The 16,722-nt window shown below is 53.6% G+C and carries 16 protein-coding genes; 12 read left to right on the top strand and 4 right to left on the bottom strand.

The window, feature by feature from the left end; all coding sequences use genetic code 11:
• Positions 1-33: 33 nt before the first annotated feature.
• Entirely contained in the window at positions 34-1,284 is a 1,251-nt protein-coding gene (gene icd, locus RTX30_RS00485) for an NADP-dependent isocitrate dehydrogenase (protein WP_312685742.1), read from the bottom strand.
• A gap of 188 nt (positions 1,285-1,472) precedes the next feature.
• Here icd and rluE point away from each other — a divergent pair, with 188 nt between their 5' ends.
• The 8 genes from rluE (at position 1,473) to RTX30_RS00445 (ending at position 9,437) form a co-directional block, all read left to right on the top strand.
• Complete coding sequence (gene rluE, locus RTX30_RS00480; RefSeq protein ID WP_312685741.1) at positions 1,473-2,120, top strand: 23S rRNA pseudouridine(2457) synthase RluE; 648 nt, start codon at positions 1,473-1,475, stop codon at positions 2,118-2,120.
• Between the two features lie 18 nt (positions 2,121-2,138).
• Positions 2,139-2,591 carry an NUDIX hydrolase gene (locus tag RTX30_RS00475; protein ID WP_312685740.1) on the top strand — a complete coding sequence of 151 codons (453 nt, stop codon included), beginning with the start codon at positions 2,139-2,141 and terminating at the stop codon, positions 2,589-2,591.
• Between the two features lie 114 nt (positions 2,592-2,705).
• Positions 2,706-3,818, top strand: coding sequence for a tRNA 2-thiouridine(34) synthase MnmA (gene mnmA, locus RTX30_RS00470; RefSeq protein ID WP_312686788.1), 1,113 nt, complete (start codon positions 2,706-2,708; stop codon positions 3,816-3,818).
• Positions 3,819-3,889: 71 nt separating this feature from the next.
• Positions 3,890-4,519 carry a high frequency lysogenization protein HflD gene (gene hflD / locus RTX30_RS00465; RefSeq protein WP_312685738.1) on the top strand — a complete coding sequence of 210 codons (630 nt, stop codon included), beginning with the start codon at positions 3,890-3,892 and terminating at the stop codon, positions 4,517-4,519.
• A 19-nt stretch (positions 4,520-4,538) separates the two neighbouring features.
• A complete protein-coding gene (gene purB, locus RTX30_RS00460; protein WP_312685736.1) occupies positions 4,539-5,909 on the top strand; it encodes an adenylosuccinate lyase in 1,371 nt (456 codons plus the stop codon).
• Between the two features lie 130 nt (positions 5,910-6,039).
• Complete coding sequence (gene phoP / locus RTX30_RS00455) at positions 6,040-6,714, top strand: two-component system response regulator PhoP (protein WP_312685734.1); 675 nt, start codon at positions 6,040-6,042, stop codon at positions 6,712-6,714.
• Positions 6,711-8,174 (top strand): two-component system sensor histidine kinase PhoQ, encoded by a 1,464-nt coding sequence (phoQ, locus tag RTX30_RS00450; RefSeq protein WP_312685732.1) that lies wholly within the window; start codon positions 6,711-6,713, stop codon positions 8,172-8,174. The genes phoP and phoQ overlap by 4 nt, the downstream gene beginning before the upstream one ends.
• Before the next feature lie 141 nt (positions 8,175-8,315).
• Positions 8,316-9,437 carry a cupin domain-containing protein gene (locus tag RTX30_RS00445; protein WP_312685730.1) on the top strand — a complete coding sequence of 374 codons (1,122 nt, stop codon included), beginning with the start codon at positions 8,316-8,318 and terminating at the stop codon, positions 9,435-9,437.
• Between the two features lie 95 nt (positions 9,438-9,532).
• Here the strand turns inward: RTX30_RS00445 and pepT are convergent, their stop codons facing one another.
• Positions 9,533-10,765, bottom strand: coding sequence for a peptidase T (gene pepT, locus RTX30_RS00440; RefSeq protein WP_312685728.1), 1,233 nt, complete (start codon positions 10,763-10,765; stop codon positions 9,533-9,535).
• Between the two features lie 272 nt (positions 10,766-11,037).
• On the opposite strand from pepT, the gene potA reads away from it, so the two are divergent.
• From potA to potD, 4 genes are read left to right on the top strand one after another with little or no spacing between them, the layout of a single operon-like run.
• On the top strand, positions 11,038-12,174 hold the full coding sequence (gene potA, locus RTX30_RS00435) for a spermidine/putrescine ABC transporter ATP-binding protein PotA (RefSeq protein ID WP_312685726.1): 1,137 nt from the start codon (positions 11,038-11,040) through the stop codon (positions 12,172-12,174).
• On the top strand, positions 12,158-13,015 hold the full coding sequence (gene potB / locus RTX30_RS00430; RefSeq protein WP_312685725.1) for a spermidine/putrescine ABC transporter permease PotB: 858 nt from the start codon (positions 12,158-12,160) through the stop codon (positions 13,013-13,015). Before potA ends, potB begins: the two co-directional genes overlap by 17 nt.
• Complete coding sequence (potC, locus tag RTX30_RS00425) at positions 13,012-13,797, top strand: spermidine/putrescine ABC transporter permease PotC (RefSeq protein WP_312685723.1); 786 nt, start codon at positions 13,012-13,014, stop codon at positions 13,795-13,797. The genes potB and potC overlap by 4 nt, the downstream gene beginning before the upstream one ends.
• A complete protein-coding gene (potD, locus tag RTX30_RS00420; protein WP_312685721.1) occupies positions 13,798-14,844 on the top strand; it encodes a spermidine/putrescine ABC transporter substrate-binding protein PotD in 1,047 nt (348 codons plus the stop codon). It abuts the gene before it with no gap.
• Between the two features lie 94 nt (positions 14,845-14,938).
• Here potD and cobB read toward each other — a convergent pair whose 3' ends face one another.
• A complete protein-coding gene (cobB, locus tag RTX30_RS00415) occupies positions 14,939-15,760 on the bottom strand; it encodes a Sir2 family NAD+-dependent deacetylase (protein WP_312685719.1) in 822 nt (273 codons plus the stop codon).
• Between the two features lie 9 nt (positions 15,761-15,769).
• Entirely contained in the window at positions 15,770-16,687 is a 918-nt protein-coding gene (nagK, locus tag RTX30_RS00410; protein ID WP_312685718.1) for an N-acetylglucosamine kinase, read from the bottom strand.
• Positions 16,688-16,722: the final 35 nt, after the last annotated feature.

Genomic DNA, 16,722 nt, shown 5'->3' with positions numbered 1-16,722 from the left:
CGGCTCCCGTTTTTGTTTAACCCGTGAGGCGGATTACATGTTCGCGATAATCGCGTCGCCAAACTCTGAGCATTTCAGCAGCTTAGCGCCTTCCATCAGACGTTCGAAATCGTAGGTTACGGTTTTGGCAGCGATTGCGCCTTCCATACCTTTCACGATCAGGTCTGCGGCTTCGAACCATTCCATATGACGCAACATCATCTCTGCAGAGAGGATCACGGAACCCGGGTTCACTTTATCCTGGCCTGCATATTTCGGCGCAGTACCATGGGTCGCTTCAAACAGAGCGCACTCGTCGCCAATGTTTGCACCCGGGGCAATACCAATACCGCCAACCTGTGCCGCCAGGGCGTCAGAAATGTAGTCACCGTTCAGGTTCATACAAGCGATAACGTCATATTCAGCCGGACGCAGCAGGATCTGCTGCAGGAACGCATCGGCGATCACATCTTTAATGATGATTTCTTTGCCGGTTTTCGGGTTTTTGATTTTCTGCCATGGGCCACCGTCGATCAGTTCGCCGCCGAACTCTTCGCGTGCCAGCTGGTAACCCCAGTCTTTGAACGCGCCTTCGGTGAACTTCATGATGTTACCTTTGTGCACCAGCGTAACGGAATCACGGTCGTTGGTGATGGCGTATTCAATCGCTGCACGAACCAGGCGCTTGGTGCCCTCTTCGGAGCACGGCTTAATGCCGATACCGCAATGTTCCGGGAAGCGAATTTTCTTCACGCCCATCTCTTCGCGCAGGAATTTGATCACTTTTTCCGCGTCGGCAGAGTCAGCTTTCCACTCAATGCCAGCGTAAATGTCTTCGGAGTTTTCACGGAAGATGACCATGTCTGTCAGTTCCGGGTGTTTTACCGGGCTTGGCGTACCCTGGTAGTAACGTACCGGACGCAGGCAAATATAGAGATCCAGTTCCTGGCGCAGCGCAACGTTCAGAGAACGGATGCCACCGCCAACCGGCGTGGTCAGAGGGCCTTTGATAGCAACACGGTAATCACGGATCAGATCAAGCGTTTCAGGCGGCAGCCAGACATCCTGGCCATAAACGTGGGTAGATTTTTCACCGGTATAAATTTCCATCCAGGAAATCTTACGCTCGCCCTTATAGGCTTTTTCCACAGCGGCATCGACCACTTTCAGCATCGCCGGCGTAACATCAACACCAATCCCATCCCCTTCAATGAACGGGATAATCGGGTTATTCGGAACGTTGAGTTTGCCATTTTGCAGGGTGATCTTGTTACCTTCCGCCGGAACAACTACTTTGCTTTCCATTCACCTCTCCTTCGAGCGCTTCTGGTTGTTTTGCTCGCTGACTTCATGCCGGGGCGCTCAGACTGCGTCCGCTCACCTGTTACGTGAATCACACAGAGCAAACCGTTTTTTTGTTAATGAATTGTAATGAGCCCATCAATACTAACCGATAGTTGGGTTCCATGAAAGGCAATCGTGATTCGGTTATAATGCGGCAATTGATAACCAGTGAAAATACCATGAAGAAAAGTTCTTTTAGAAATCACCGGGTTGAGCGATTCAGCTCACAACAAGCTACTCAGTCTGAACGTAAAAGCCAGCCAAAACGTGTGATTTTGTTCAATAAACCCTACGATGTTTTGCCGCAGTTCACTGATGAAGCCGGGCGCAGCACACTGAAGGATTATATTCCTGTTCAGGGGGTGTATGCGGCTGGTCGCCTCGATCGCGACAGCGAAGGGTTGCTGGTGTTAACCAATGATGGGGGTTTGCAGGCACAGTTGACCCAGCCGGGCAAACGCACCGGCAAGATTTACTATGTTCAGGTTGAAGGCGAACCAACCGACGAAGCCATTAACGCCCTGCGTAATGGCATCACCCTGAATGATGGCCCCACGCTGCCCGCAGGTGTCGAGCGGGTCAGCGAGCCAGAGTGGCTATGGCCGCGTAATCCGCCCATTCGTGAACGCAAGTCCATTCCCACCGGTTGGCTGCAAATCACTTTATATGAAGGACGTAACCGCCAGGTGCGGCGCATGACGGCGCATGTTGGCTTCCCTACCCTGCGACTTATCCGTTACGCTATGGGAACTTACACGCTGGATAACCTCGCTAATGGCGAGTGGCGAGACGCTTAATACGCAACGGAGGTACCCATGTTTAAACCCCACGTAACCGTTGCCTGTGTGGTGCATGCACAGGGTAAATTCCTGGTGGTCGAAGAAACGATTCGCGGAAAAACCCTTTGGAACCAACCTGCAGGTCATCTCGAAGCCAACGAAACCCTGGTACAGGCTGCAAAGCGTGAACTCTGGGAAGAAACCGGCATTGACGCCGCACCGCAGCAGTTTATTCGCATGCATCACTGGATTGCGCCAGACAAAACCCCGTTTTTACGTTTCCTGTTTGCCATTGAGCTTAACGAAATGTGCGCCACTGAGCCGCACGATAGGGATATTGATCGCTGCCTTTGGGTGAGCGCTGAAGAGATTTTGCAGGCGTCGAATTTACGCTCGCCACTGGTGGCAGAGAGCATCCGTAGCTGGCAGCGCGGGGAGCGTTATCCGCTGGCGCTGGTGGGCGAGTTTAACTGGCCATTTACAGCGTAAGCCAGAGCATGGCGACGAAAAGCAACGCATCGGCAACCTGAGAGGGGCAACAAAGGATGCCTGCGTCGCCAGCCCGTGCTAGAATACGCCGCCCTGAAGTTCTACGTCGTGAGTATTCTTATGTCAGATAGCCCAAAAAAAGTGATCGTCGGTATGTCCGGCGGTGTTGACTCTTCCGTTTCCGCTTACCTGTTGCAACAACAGGGCTACAAGGTGGAAGGCCTGTTCATGAAGAACTGGGAAGAGGATGACGGCGAAGAATACTGCACAGCGGCCGCGGATTTGGCAGACGCGCAAGCTGTTTGCGACAAGCTCGGCATTGAGCTTCACACCGTCAATTTTGCCGCAGAATACTGGGATAACGTGTTCGAACACTTCCTGGCCGAGTACAAAGCCGGGCGTACGCCGAACCCGGATATTCTGTGCAACAAAGAGATCAAATTTAAAGCGTTCCTTGAGTTTGCCGCCGAAGATCTGGGTGCGGATTTCATCGCCACCGGTCACTATGTGCGCCGTGCAGATGTGGATGGCAAAAGCCGCCTTCTGCGCGGTCTGGATGGCAACAAAGATCAGAGCTATTTCCTTTATACACTGGGCCATGAACAGATTGCGCAAAGCCTGTTCCCGGTTGGCGAGCTGGAAAAACCGCAGGTCCGTAAGATTGCTGAAGACCTGGGGCTGGCCACCGCGAAGAAAAAAGACTCTACTGGCATCTGTTTTATCGGCGAACGTAAATTCCGTGAGTTCCTTGGCCGCTACCTCCCTGCCCAGCCGGGCAAAATCCTCACTGTTGACGGTGAAGAGATCGGCGAGCACCAGGGGCTGATGTACCATACGCTCGGGCAGCGCAAAGGCCTTGGCATTGGCGGTACAAAAGAAGGCAGCGAAGAGCCGTGGTATGTCGTCGACAAAGACGTGGAAAACAACATCCTTATCGTCGCACAAGGCCATGAACACCCGCGCCTGATGTCCGTCGGGCTGATTGCCCAGCAACTACACTGGGTCGATCGTGAGCCGCTGCAGGGCTCATTGCGCTGCACGGTGAAAACCCGTTATCGTCAGGAAGATATTCCCTGCACGGTAACCGTACTGGACGCGGAACGCATTGAAGTGCGTTTTGACGATCCGGTAGCTGCTGTGACACCGGGCCAGTCGGCTGTGTTCTACAGCGGCGAAGTGTGCCTTGGCGGCGGCATTATTGAGCAGCGTTTGCCGCTGCCTCTGTAAACACGATCTCACAAGACCGGACTGACGAAAGCCCGCGCTGTGGCTAAGAGGCGGGCGCAAAAGGAGCGAGAGTGGCGAAGAACTATTACGACATTACCCTGGCGCTGGCAGGCATTTGCCAGTCGGCACGTCTGGTGCAACAACTGGCGCACCAGGGGCATTGTGACAGCGACGCGCTGCATGTTTCACTGAACAGTGTTATCGATCTCAATCCTGACTCAACGCTCAGCGTCTTCGGCGGCAGCGAAACCAACCTGCGCACCGGGCTGGAAACCCTGCTCGGTGTACTCAATGCCAGCAGCCGCCAGGGGCTTAATGCCGAGCTGACCCGCTACACGCTAAGTATGATGGTGCTGGAGCGTAAACTTGCCGGCAACAAAGGAGCCATGGATACGCTTGGCAACCGTATTGCCGGTTTACAGCGCCAGCTGGAGCATTTTGATCTACAGTCAGACACACTGCTGAGCGCGATGGCCGCCATTTATGTTGATGTGATTAGCCCGCTCGGGCCGCGTATCCAGGTAACGGGTTCGCCTGCGGTATTGCAAAGCCCGCAAGTGCAGGCGAAAGTCCGCGCTACCCTGCTAGCCGGGATCCGCGCCGCGGTGCTGTGGCACCAGGTCGGCGGCGGTCGCCTGCAATTAATGTTGTCCCGAAATCGCCTGACGACCCAGGCCAAACAAATTCTTGCTCATTGTTAACCTCCCGGAGTTGTGACTTATGGAATTATCCTCACTGACCGCCGTTTCCCCTGTCGATGGACGCTACGGCGATAAAGTCAGCGCGCTGCGCGGGATCTTCAGCGAATACGGTTTGCTGAAATTTCGCGTTCAGGTAGAAGTGCGCTGGCTGCAAAAACTGGCGGCACACGCGGCGATCAAGGAAGTTCCTGCTTTTGCTGTCCACGCAAACGGTTTCCTCGATAAAATCGTCGAAGACTTCAGTGAAGAAGACGCAGCACGTATTAAAACCATCGAGCGCACCACCAACCACGATGTAAAAGCGGTTGAATACTTTCTGAAAGAGAAAGTGGCGGACATTCCGGAACTGCACGCCGTTTCTGAATTTATCCACTTCGCCTGCACGTCAGAAGATATCAATAACCTGTCGCACGCGCTGATGCTGAAAACCGCCCGCGACGAGGTGATCCTGCCTTACTGGCGCAAGCTTATCGACGGGGTTAAAGAACTGGCGGTGCAATATCGCGATATTCCCCTGCTCTCCCGCACCCACGGTCAGCCGGCAACGCCGTCCACCATCGGTAAAGAGATGGCCAACGTCGCCTACCGCATGGATCGCCAGTTCCGTCAGTTAAATCAGGTCGAAATCCTGGGCAAAATCAACGGTGCGGTGGGTAACTATAACGCTCACATCGCCGCCTATCCGGAAGTCGACTGGCATCTGTTCAGCGAAGAGTTCGTCACCTCTCTGGACATTCAATGGAATCCGTACACCACGCAGATAGAGCCGCACGATTATATTGCGGAGCTGTTTGACTGCATGGCGCGCTTCAATACCATCCTGATCGATTTCGATCGTGATGTCTGGGGCTATATTGCGCTGAACCACTTTAAGCAGAAAACCATCGCAGGAGAAATTGGCTCCTCTACCATGCCGCACAAGGTCAACCCGATTGATTTTGAGAACTCCGAAGGCAATCTCGGCCTGTCCAACGCGGTGTTGCAGCATCTGGCCAGTAAACTGCCGGTCTCCCGCTGGCAGCGCGATCTTACCGATTCTACGGTGCTGCGTAACCTCGGCGTCGGTGTCGGTTATGCGTTGATTGCTTACCAGTCAACCCTGAAAGGCGTGAGCAAACTCGAAGTGAACCGCGATCGTCTGCTCGACGAGCTGGATCACAACTGGGAAGTGCTGGCCGAACCTATCCAGACGGTTATGCGTCGTTACGGCATTGAAAAGCCGTATGAAAAACTGAAAGAGCTGACGCGCGGCAAACGTGTCGATGCCGAAGGCATGAAACAGTTTATCGATGGTCTGGCGCTGCCGGAAGAAGAGAAAACCCGCCTGAAAGCCATGACGCCAGCCAATTATATTGGTCGTGCCATCACTCTGGTTGACGAACTGAAGTAATTGCCTCATCACACCCTCTTTCGCCATGAAAGAGGGTTTCTCTCCTCTGCGGTTTAATAAATGTTTATCCCTTCTGCACCACAATCAGCGTTAGACTAGATGTATCAAATTATTATGGAGAGTTCTGACCATGCGCATACTGGTTGTGGAGGACAATGCTCTGCTGCGTCACCATTTAAAAGTTCAGTTGCAGGAGCTGGGACATCAGGTAGATGCGGCGGAAGATGCAAAGGAAGCCGATTACTTTCTTAACGAACATATCCCGGATGTTGCCATCGTTGATCTCGGCCTGCCAGATGAAGATGGGTTGTCGTTGATCCGCCGCTGGCGCAGTCATGACGTCACGCTGCCGGTGCTGGTGCTGACCGCCCGTGAAGGCTGGCAGGACAAAGTTGAAGTGCTGAGCGCCGGGGCCGACGATTACGTCACCAAGCCGTTCCATATTGAAGAAGTGATGGCCCGTATTCAGGCATTGATGCGCCGCAATAGTGGCCTTGCTTCACAGCTGATCTCTATGCCGCCGTTTCAGGTTGATCTCTCCCGTCGCGAACTCTCCGTGAATGACGATGTGATCAAACTGACCGCCTTCGAATACACCATTATGGAAACGCTGATCCGCAACAGCGGTAAAGTGGTCAGTAAAGATTCACTGATGCTACAGCTGTATCCTGATGCGGAACTGCGCGAAAGCCATACCATTGATGTACTGATGGGGCGTTTACGTAAAAAAATTCAGGCACAATATCCGGGCGATGTGATCACCACAGTGCGTGGCCAGGGCTATTTATTCGAACTGCCTAAATGAGACGCGTGTTACGACATTTTTTTCCGCTCTCGCTGCGGGTACGTTTTTTACTCGCCACCGCAGCCGTGGTGATGGTGCTCTCCCTCGCCTATGGCATGGTCGCGCTGGTGGGTTATAGCGTCAGCTTTGACAAAACCACTTTCCGTTTGCTGCGCGGCGAAAGCAACCTGTTCTACACGCTGGCGAAGTGGGAAAACAACGCGCTGAATGTTGATCTGCCGGAAAATCTCAATCTGCAAAGCCCAACCGTGGCGCTTATTTACGATCAGCAAGGCAAGCTGATCTGGTCACAACGCGATGTACCGTGGCTACAGCAACGCATAGAACCCGACTGGCTGAAAACCAATGGGTTTCATGAAATCGAAGCCGATGTGGGTGCCAGCAGTACGCTGGTCGACGATGATCATTCCGTCGCCCGGCAGTTAAAAGAGATCCGCGAAGACGACAGCAGTTCAGAAATGACCCACTCGGTCGCGGTCAATATTTACCCCGCAACCGCGCGGATGCCACAGCTCACCATTGTAGTGGTCGATACTATTCCTATTGAATTGAAACGTTCTTACATGGTGTGGAGCTGGTTTGTCTACGTGCTGGCCGCCAACCTGCTACTGGTGGTGCCGCTGTTATGGCTGGCCGCATGGTGGAGCCTGCGCCCCATCGAAGCACTGGCGCGGGAAGTTCGTGAACTGGAAGAGCACCACCGCGAGCTGTTAAACCCGGAAACGACCCGCGAGCTGACCAGCCTGGTGAGTAACCTCAACCGTCTGCTAAAAAGCGAACGTGAACGCTACGATAAATACCGCACTACGCTCACGGATCTGACGCACAGTCTGAAAACGCCGCTGGCGGTTTTGCAAAGTACGCTTCGCTCGCTGCGCGGTGAGAAGCTGAGCGTGGGCGAGGCCGAACCTATAATGCTGGAACAAATCAGCCGTATTTCTCAGCAGATTGGCTATTACCTGCATCGAGCCACCATGCGCGGCAGCAGTGGCCTGCTCAGCCGGGAACTGCACCCGGTTGCCCCCCTGCTCGACAGCCTGACCTCCGCGCTGAACAAGGTGTACCAACGTAAAGGGGTGAACATCACCCTGGATATCTCACCGGAGATCAGTTTCGTTGGCGAAAAAAATGATTTTATGGAAGTTATGGGCAATCTGCTGGATAACGCCTGTAAATATTGCCTTGAATTTGTTGAAATTTCAGCCCAACAAACAGACGATACGCTACATATTATTGTTGAGGATGATGGCCCTGGCATTCCTGCTGCCAAGCGCGAAATGGTGTTCGATCGCGGGCAACGCGCCGACACGTTACGGCCAGGACAGGGCGTTGGGCTTTCGGTGGCGCGCGACATTGTCGATCAGTATGAAGGCCAGATCCTGACGCAAGAAAGCCTGCTCGGCGGTGCAAAAATGGAAGTGGTGTTTGGCCGCCAGCAGACCGTGGTTGCCGTGGACTGAGTCAATAACACACAGAGACAAATACTCTGGGGCCATCGTGGCCCCTTTTTCTTGCCTGTTCGCGCCGTTACGCAGGACAAAATGCCCTGGCAGCATTACTATGATCCATTACTCAGCCCTGATTAATTGCCGGAAACGCATATGGAATATCACGTAGACATAAACTGGCCAGACTTTATTCAACGCTACTGGCAAAAACGCCCGGTCGTGCTGAAACGCGGAATTAAAAATTTTGTCGATCCTATCAGCCCGGATGAGCTGGCTGGTCTGGCAATGGAAAATGAAGTCGATAGCCGCCTGGTCAGCCACCTTGACGGTAAATGGCAGGTGGGTCACGGCCCTTTTGAGAGCTTTGATCATCTGGGTGAAAGCAACTGGTCGTTGCTGGTGCAGGCCGTTAACCACTGGCATCAGCCAGCCGCCGCGCTGATGCGGCCATTCCGCGCCCTGCCCGACTGGCGTACCGATGATTTGATGATCTCTTTCTCGGTGCCGGGCGGTGGCGTTGGGCCACACCTTGATCAGTACGATGTGTTTATTATTCAGGGCACCGGACGTCGCCGCTGGCGCGTAGGCGAAAAAACGCCGATGAAGCAACATTGTCCGCACCCGGATTTACTGCAAGTGGATCCGTTCGAGGCCATTATCGACGAAGAACTGGAGCCGGGCGATATTCTCTATATTCCGCCAGGGTTCCCGCATGAGGGATATTCGCTGGAAAACTCGCTGAACTATTCCGTCGGTTTCCGTGCTCCAAGCGGTCGCGAGCTGATTAGCGGCTTTGCCGATTATATTCTGCAACGTGAACTGGGTAGCCATCGTTACACCGATCCGGACGTCCCACCGCGTGAACACCCGGCAGATATTCTGCCGGAAGAGCAGGATAAATTACGCGAGATGATGCTCGATTTGATCAACCAACCCGCGCAGTTTAGCGAGTGGCTGGGTGAATTTATTTCGCAGACGCGCCATGAACTGGATATCGCACCGCCGGAGCCGCCTTATCAGCCAGATGAGATCTATGACGCGCTGCAACAGGGCGACAAACTGGTGCGTCTTGGCGGGCTGCGCGTGTTGCGCATCGGGGAAGATGTTTTCGCCAATGGTGAGCGAATCAATTCGCCGCACCGACCGGCGCTGACAGCACTGGCAAGCCATATTGTGCTGACCGGGGAGATGTTTGGCGATGCCCTGGACGATCCGTCGTTCCTGGCCATGCTCGCCGCACTGGTCAATAGCGGCTATTGGTTCTTCGAAGATTAATACCTGATAACCCAGCCTGTGCCGGATAGCGGTTTACCCTATCCGGCACAGGCTAAATCGCCGCTCAGTTCAACTGCGCGAAGCACCACCAGGCATTACAACGACGCTTGCTGCGCGGTCAGCTCGGCGATACGCACAATCACCTGTACGGCTTTTTCCATTCCTTCCAGCGTCACGAATTCATGTTTGCCGTGATAGTTATACCCACCGGTAAACAGGTTCGGGCAGGGCAGCCCCATAAAGGAGAGTTGCGCCCCGTCGGTGCCGCCCCGGATTGGTTTCATGTCCGGTTCAATCTCGCAATCGTGCATCGCCTGTCGGGCAATATCGACAATGTGCGGATGGGCGATCACTTTCTCGCGCATATTGTAATAACTGTCTTCAATCACCAGTTCGATATAACAGTCCGGGTGCAGTCCTTTCCCCACTTTTTTGGCAATTTCCATCATCTTGCGCTTGCGTGCTTCAAACGCCTTGCGGTCAAAATCGCGGATGATGTAATGCATGTCGGCACGTTCAACCGTGCCTTTAATGCTGGTGAGATGATAAAAACCTTCGTAGCCCTCGGTATGTTCCGGGCTCTCTTCTTCCGGCACCAGCGCATGAATACGGCTGGCCAGCGTCAGGGCATTGACCATTACTCCCTTTGCCGTGCCGGGGTGCACATTATTACCCACGATCTTGATGTTGACCGAGGCGGCATTAAAGTTTTCAAACTCCAGTTCACCCACTCCGCCGCCATCAACGGTGTAAGCCCACTGTGCACCAAAGCGTTCCACGTCAAAATGTTTCGCGCCTTTACCCACCTCTTCATCCGGTGTAAACGCGACACAAATATCGCCGTGGGGAATATTCTTTTTCTTCAGCACCGCCAGCGCGGTCATGATTTCGGCCACGCCAGCTTTATCGTCTGCGCCAAGCAGCGTTTTGCCGTCGGTAGTGATGAGGGTCTGACCAAGCAACTGATGCAAAACCGGAAACATCACCGGCGAGAGGATTTCATCGCCAACGCCCAGCGCAATATCGCCGCCGCGGTAATTCTCCAGAATTTGAGGATTGACATTCTTACCGCTGCAATCTGGCGAGGTATCAACATGGGAGATAAACCCAATGGCAGGCACCGGTTTTGACACGTTCGACGGCAGCACCGCCATGACCGTGCCTTTATCGCTCAGCGTGACCTTTTCCAGCCCCATCTCCGTAAGCTGGTTTTGCAGCAGACGCAGGAGTTTCCACTGTCCTTCCGTGCTTGGCACCTGACGGACGCCGGGCTTTGATTGAGTATCCAGAGAAACGTACTGCAAAAAACGCTCTAATAATTTGTCCATAAAGCCACCCCCACAAAATGTCTCAACATTATCAATAAGCGCGAAAAGACAAATATTGCGTCAGGTCACTTTTACCCCGTAAACGAGAATATTTTCAAAATTGCCTCCCGCGTAATAAACGTAGCTGAGAAAAGCCGCACCTGGCAGGCTTACAAAGAACAACGATTGGCGATTTCATGGCTTTGCCGTAGAATGCCAGCCCTTAAATCGTGCACAACCCAAAGGTGGTTAACCACAAACCCCGCATCTGATAAGCCTTTCGATGCGTCGACATGGGACAGAGTAAAAAATTGAACACACAACCGCGTTCGCGTTCACCGCTTGTGCAACTGGCCGGTATTCGCAAAAGCTTTGATGGCAAAAATGTCATTTCTGATTTCAATCTCACCATCAATAACGGCGAATTTCTGACGCTGCTCGGGCCTTCCGGCTGCGGTAAAACCACGGTTCTGCGACTGATTGCCGGGCTGGAAAACGTCGATTCTGGCCATATCCACCTCGATGCTGACGATATCACCCACGTTGCGGCGGAGCATCGTCATGTGAATACCGTCTTTCAAAGCTATGCGCTTTTCCCACATATGACCGTCTTCGATAACGTGGCCTTTGGCCTGCGGATGCAAAAAACACCTTCGCAAGAGATCACACCGCGGGTGATGGACGCGCTGCGCATGGTGCAACTGGAAACGTTCGCACAGCGCAAACCGCATCAACTCTCCGGTGGTCAACAACAACGTGTTGCCATTGCTCGTGCCGTGGTCAATAAACCCCGCTTACTGCTGCTGGATGAGTCGCTTTCCGCACTCGACTATAAACTGCGTAAGCAGATGCAGAATGAACTCAAAGCACTGCAACGTAAGCTCGGTATCACCTTTGTTTTCGTCACCCACGATCAGGAAGAAGCGCTAACCATGTCGGATCGCATTGTAGTGATGCGTGAAGGCCGCATTGAGCAGGACGGCTCCCCACGGGAGATTTACGAAGAGCCGAAAAACCTGTTCGTCGCCAGTTTTATTGGTGAAATCAATATCTTCAGCGCGACAGTGATCGAACGTCTGGACGACAGCCGCGTGCGCGCGAATGTCGAAGGTCGCGAATGCAATATTTACGTCAACTTTGCCGTGGAAAAAGGCCAGCGGCTTAATGTACTGCTGCGTCCGGAAGATTTGCGCGTCGAGGAAATTCACGATGTTGCCGGGGTTGAAGGCCTGATTGGTTATGTGCGCGAGCGCAACTATAAAGGCATGACGCTGGAGTCAATGGTTGAACTGGAAAACGGCAAAATGGTGATGGTCAGCGAATTCTTTAATGAAGATGATCCGGATTTTGACCACTCGCTGGACCAGAAAATGGCCATTAACTGGGTAGAGAGTTGGGAGGTCGTACTGGCTGATGAAGAGGACAAGTAAATTCCAGAATGGGGTGATTGCTACTGTCGTCGGTTGGCTTGTACTGTTCGTTTTCCTGCCCAATTTGATGATTATTGCCACCAGCTTTTTAACCCGTGATGATGCCCATTTCGTCAAACTGGTGTTCACGCTGGATAACTATACCCGCCTGCTGGATCCGCTCTATCTCGACGTGCTGCTGCACTCGTTGAATATGGCGGCGATAGCCACGCTGGCTTGCCTGGTGCTGGGGTATCCCTTCGCCTGGTTTCTGGCAAAGCTGCCTGCCAAAGTGCGCCCGTTGTTGCTGTTTTTGTTGATAGTGCCTTTCTGGACAAACTCCCTAATCCGCATTTACGGACTAAAGATTTTCCTCAGCACCAAAGGCTATCTTAACGAATGCCTGCTGTGGCTCGGCATTATCGACACGCCGCTGCGCATCATGTTTACGCCAGGGGCGGTGATTATTGGGCTGGTTTATATTCTGTTGCCGTTCATGGTCATGCCACTCTATTCGAGTATTGAAAAGCTCGATAAGCCCTTGCTGGAAGCAGCAAAAGATCTGGGTGCCAGTAAGCTACAAACGTTTGTTCGCATTATTATTCCGCTGACCATGCCGGGGATTGTTGCCGGTTGCCTGTTGGTAATGCTGCCGGCTATGGGGCTGTTTTACGTCTCCGATTTGATGGGTGGCGCAAAGAATCTGTTGATCGGTAACGTCATCAAAAGCCAGTTCCTGAACATTCGTGACTGGCCGTTTGGATCAGCCACCAGTATCACCCTGACGCTGGTCATGGGGCTAATGCTGCTCGTGTACTGGCGTGCGGCGCGTTTGCTGAATAAGAAGGTGGAGCTGGAATGATCGGTCGACTGCTGCGCGGCGGATTTATGACCGCCATTTATGCTTATCTGTATATTCCGATCATTATCCTGATCGTCAATTCGTTCAACAGCTCGCGCTTTGGCATTAACTGGCAGGGCTTTTCGACTCAGTGGTACAGCCTGCTGGTGAACAACGACAGTTTGCTGCAGGCAGCGCAACACTCGCTGACCATGGCGGTGCTGTCGGCCTCATTCGCCACCTTGATTGGCGCCCTGACAGCGGTGGCGCTTTATCGTTACCGTTTTCGCGGCAAACCGTTTGTCAGCGGCATGTTATTTGTGGTGATGATGTCGCCCGATATCGTGATGGCTATTTCGCTGCTGGTGTTATTTATGCTGCTTGGCGTGCAACTGGGGTTCTGGTCGCTGCTGTTCTCGCATATCACCTTCTGCCTGCCTTTTGTGGTGGTGACGGTTTTTTCGCGTCTGAAAGGCTTCGATGTGCGCATGCTGGAAGCGGCGAAAGATCTGGGCGCCAGCGAGATTACCATCCTGCGCAAAATCATCCTGCCGCTGGCAATGCCTGCCGTTGCCGCAGGCTGGTTGCTCAGTTTTACCCTGTCGATGGACGATGTGGTGGTTTCTTCCTTCGTCACTGGCCCGGGGTATGAAATTCTGCCATTGAAGATCTATTCCATGGTCAAAGTCGGCGTGTCGCCAGAAGTTAACGCGCTGGCCACCATTCTGTTGGTTCTGTCGCTGGTGCTGGTGATTGCCAGCCAGCTTATTGCTCGTGATAAAACAAAAACTCAGGGGACGTAAATGAAAAACTGGTCACGCCACCTGCTCGCAGCAGGTGTTCTCGCCATTGGGATGAGCGTCGCGCATGCGGACGACAACAAAACGATCTATTTCTATAACTGGACCGAGTATGTGCCGCCAGGGCTGCTGGAGCAGTTCACCAAAGAGACCGGAATTAAGGTTATTTATTCGACCTATGAGTCGAATGAAACCATGTACGCCAAGCTAAAAACGTACAAAGACGGTGCCTATGATCTGGTGGTGCCTTCCACCTATTACGTCGATAAGATGCGTAAAGAGGGCATGATCCAGAAGATAGATAAAAGCAGGCTGTCCAACTTTCACAATCTCGACCCGCAAATGCTGAATAAGCCTTTCGATCCCAATAATGATTACTCCATTCCTTATATCTGGGGAGCGACGGCAATCGGCGTGAACAGCGAAGCGATGGATCCGAAAACGGTTACGGGTTGGGCGGATTTATGGAAGCCAGAATATAAAAGCAGCCTGCTCCTGACCGACGATGCCCGCGAAGTATTCCAGATTGCGCTGCGCAAGCTCGGATATTCCGGCAATACCACCGACCCGAAAGAGATTGAGGCCGCGTATAAAGAGTTGCAAAAACTGATGCCTAACGTCGCGGCCTTCAACTCGGATAACCCGGCTAATCCCTATATGGAAGGCGAAGTGAATCTGGGCATGGTGTGGAACGGCTCAGCGTATGTGGCGCGCCAGGCGGGAACGCCACTGGAGGTTGTTTGGCCGAAAGAAGGCGGTATTTTCTGGATGGACAGCCTGTCCATTCCGGCAAACGCAAAAAACGTGGAGGGTGCTCTGAAGCTGATTAACTTCCTGCTGCGTCCGGAGATTGCCAGACAAGTCGCGGAAACCATCGGCTACCCGACGCCCAACCTCGCCGCACGTAAGTTACTGAAACCAGATGTGGCGAACGATAAATCCCTCTACCCGGACGCGGAGACCATTAATAAAGGGGAATGGCAAAACGACGTTGGCAGCACCAGCGCCCTTTACGAAGAGTATTACCAGAAACTAAAAGCAGGACGTTAATCGCAACCGGATGGCGACGGCTTTTCAGGCTGCGCCATCCTGCTGGCAAAACGGTAAACGCCATCCGTGACACAGGCCGGATGGCAACCGAAGGCTAGAGCCCTTTCAGCAGTTTTTCTACATATTCCGGCACCACTGCACTCGCCAGACCGTAATGTTTCTCTTCAAACTCACTGCCTACCTGGCTCGGCTCGAGATTCAGCTCTACGGTATGCGCCCCCTGCAGCTTCGCCTCATGTACAAACCCGGCTGCGGGGTAAACATGGCCAGACGTGCCGATGGCAATAAAGACGTCTGCCATCGCCAGCGCACTGTAGATCTCATCCATCCCCAGCGGCATTTCACCAAACCACACCACATGCGGGCGCAGCGGCGCCGGGAACTGGCAGCAGTGGCATTTGTCGTCCTGGTTAACATCGTGTGCCCAGTTCAGCACCTGACCGCTCTGCGAACAGCGCACTTTCAGCAGTTCGCCATGCATATGGATGATGTTGTGATTACCGGCGCGTTCATGCAGGTTATCGATATTCTGCGTGATCAGCAGAAAACGGTCGCCCAGCGCCTGCTCCAGTTTTGCCAGCGCCAGATGGGCGGCGTTAGGCACGATTTCCGGCTGCTGCAACTGCCGACGGCGATCGTTATAAAAACGTTGCACCAGTTGCGGGTTGCGGGCAAAGCCTTCCGGCGTTGCCACATCTTCCACATGATGCTCTTCCCATAACCCATCTGCCGCACGGAAGGTGCGGATCCCGGACTCGGCGGAAATCCCCGCCCCGGTCAGAACAACGACTCTTGGTTTTTCCATTACTTCAGGCACCATTGCGTCACGGAAAAAAATTCGCTGGCGTAAGCGTTCGCGCAGGCGGCGCTTGTTACGGCGAAAACGGCTGAGACGATGTGAACGTCGCGATTGCATGGCATCCTCTCAGGACGGGTCAGTAAGATGAAGAAACGCAGCGCCGCGCATACCACCCGCGTCGCCGTGGCGTGCACGCTCAATACGCGGCACCTCGCCCGCTGGCAGCAAATGCGGACGGATACGTGCCGGCAGCAGTTGCGTCAACGCGCTGAAATTTGATAACCCACCGCCAATCACCAGCAGATCCGGGTCAATTATCGTCAGGATATTGCCCAGGCAGACCGCCAGCAAATCCACATAGCGCTCGACATGGGATTGTGCTTTTGCCTCACCCTGTTCCCAGCGCGTGATGATTTCCGGTGCGGACAGTGATTGATGGTAGAAGTGTTTATACAACCATGCAAAACCACGACCGGAAAGGTAGTTTTCAATACAACCGATTTTGCCGCAGCCGCAGCGGGTCAGCGGAAAGTCAAACCCCATCAACCCAAGCGCATCAACAGGCAGACGAATATGACCAAATTCGCCGGTAATAAACCGGTGCCCGCTCACGGATTTGCCGTTGATCACCAGCCCACCCCCCACGCCTGTGCCGAGGATCAGCCCCATCACCAGCGGATACTGGCGGAACTCATCATCCCAGGCTTCAGAGAGGGTAAAGCAGTTGGCGTCATTGTCTATGCGAACGTCCCTGCCCAACAGCGCGCAGAGATCGCGTCGCAGCGGCAGCCCGCTGGCAGCAGGGAGATTGGCGGCGTATAACGTACCATCGGCGGTTTCCGGCATCCCCGGAATACCTATACCGACGCTGCCTTTCACGCCAAAGCGTGCATCCGCTTCAGCCACCAGTTGTGCAATGGCGCGCAGGAAAGACGTATAGCTGTCGTGGGGCGTGGCCACGCGCGTTTCCCATTGTATACGCCGCCCGGCATCAAAGACGCCTAACGCGATTTTACTGCCGCCAATATCAAACCCGTAATGCATCGCCACTCCTTGGTTGTGGCCTGTCGATGTCGGCG

It is taken from the genome of Kosakonia sp. (assembly GCF_032052965.1).
Classification (GTDB): Bacteria; Pseudomonadota; Gammaproteobacteria; order Enterobacterales; family Enterobacteriaceae; genus Kosakonia.
This window is presented reverse-complemented; position numbering and strand designations above follow the sequence as displayed.

What these genes read in the sequence shown, in the direction of transcription:
- icd (WP_312685742.1), bottom strand. Translation starts at nt 1,284, where the DNA reads ATGGAAAGCAAAGTAGTTGTTCCGGCGGAAGGTAACAAGATCACCCTG.
- potD (WP_312685721.1), top strand. Translation starts at nt 13,798, where the DNA reads ATGAAAAACTGGTCACGCCACCTGCTCGCAGCAGGTGTTCTCGCCATT.
- pepT (WP_312685728.1), bottom strand. Translation starts at nt 10,765, where the DNA reads ATGGACAAATTATTAGAGCGTTTTTTGCAGTACGTTTCTCTGGATACT.
- potA (WP_312685726.1), top strand. Translation starts at nt 11,038, where the DNA reads ATGGGACAGAGTAAAAAATTGAACACACAACCGCGTTCGCGTTCACCG.
- purB (WP_312685736.1), top strand. Translation starts at nt 4,539, where the DNA reads ATGGAATTATCCTCACTGACCGCCGTTTCCCCTGTCGATGGACGCTAC.
- phoQ (WP_312685732.1), top strand. Translation starts at nt 6,711, where the DNA reads ATGAGACGCGTGTTACGACATTTTTTTCCGCTCTCGCTGCGGGTACGT.
- RTX30_RS00445 (WP_312685730.1), top strand. Translation starts at nt 8,316, where the DNA reads ATGGAATATCACGTAGACATAAACTGGCCAGACTTTATTCAACGCTAC.
- RTX30_RS00475 (WP_312685740.1), top strand. Translation starts at nt 2,139, where the DNA reads ATGTTTAAACCCCACGTAACCGTTGCCTGTGTGGTGCATGCACAGGGT.
- rluE (WP_312685741.1), top strand. Translation starts at nt 1,473, where the DNA reads ATGCGGCAATTGATAACCAGTGAAAATACCATGAAGAAAAGTTCTTTT.
- cobB (WP_312685719.1), bottom strand. Translation starts at nt 15,760, where the DNA reads ATGCAATCGCGACGTTCACATCGTCTCAGCCGTTTTCGCCGTAACAAG.
- potC (WP_312685723.1), top strand. Translation starts at nt 13,012, where the DNA reads ATGATCGGTCGACTGCTGCGCGGCGGATTTATGACCGCCATTTATGCT.
- nagK (WP_312685718.1), bottom strand. Translation starts at nt 16,687, where the DNA reads ATGCATTACGGGTTTGATATTGGCGGCAGTAAAATCGCGTTAGGCGTC.
- phoP (WP_312685734.1), top strand. Translation starts at nt 6,040, where the DNA reads ATGCGCATACTGGTTGTGGAGGACAATGCTCTGCTGCGTCACCATTTA.
- potB (WP_312685725.1), top strand. Translation starts at nt 12,158, where the DNA reads ATGAAGAGGACAAGTAAATTCCAGAATGGGGTGATTGCTACTGTCGTC.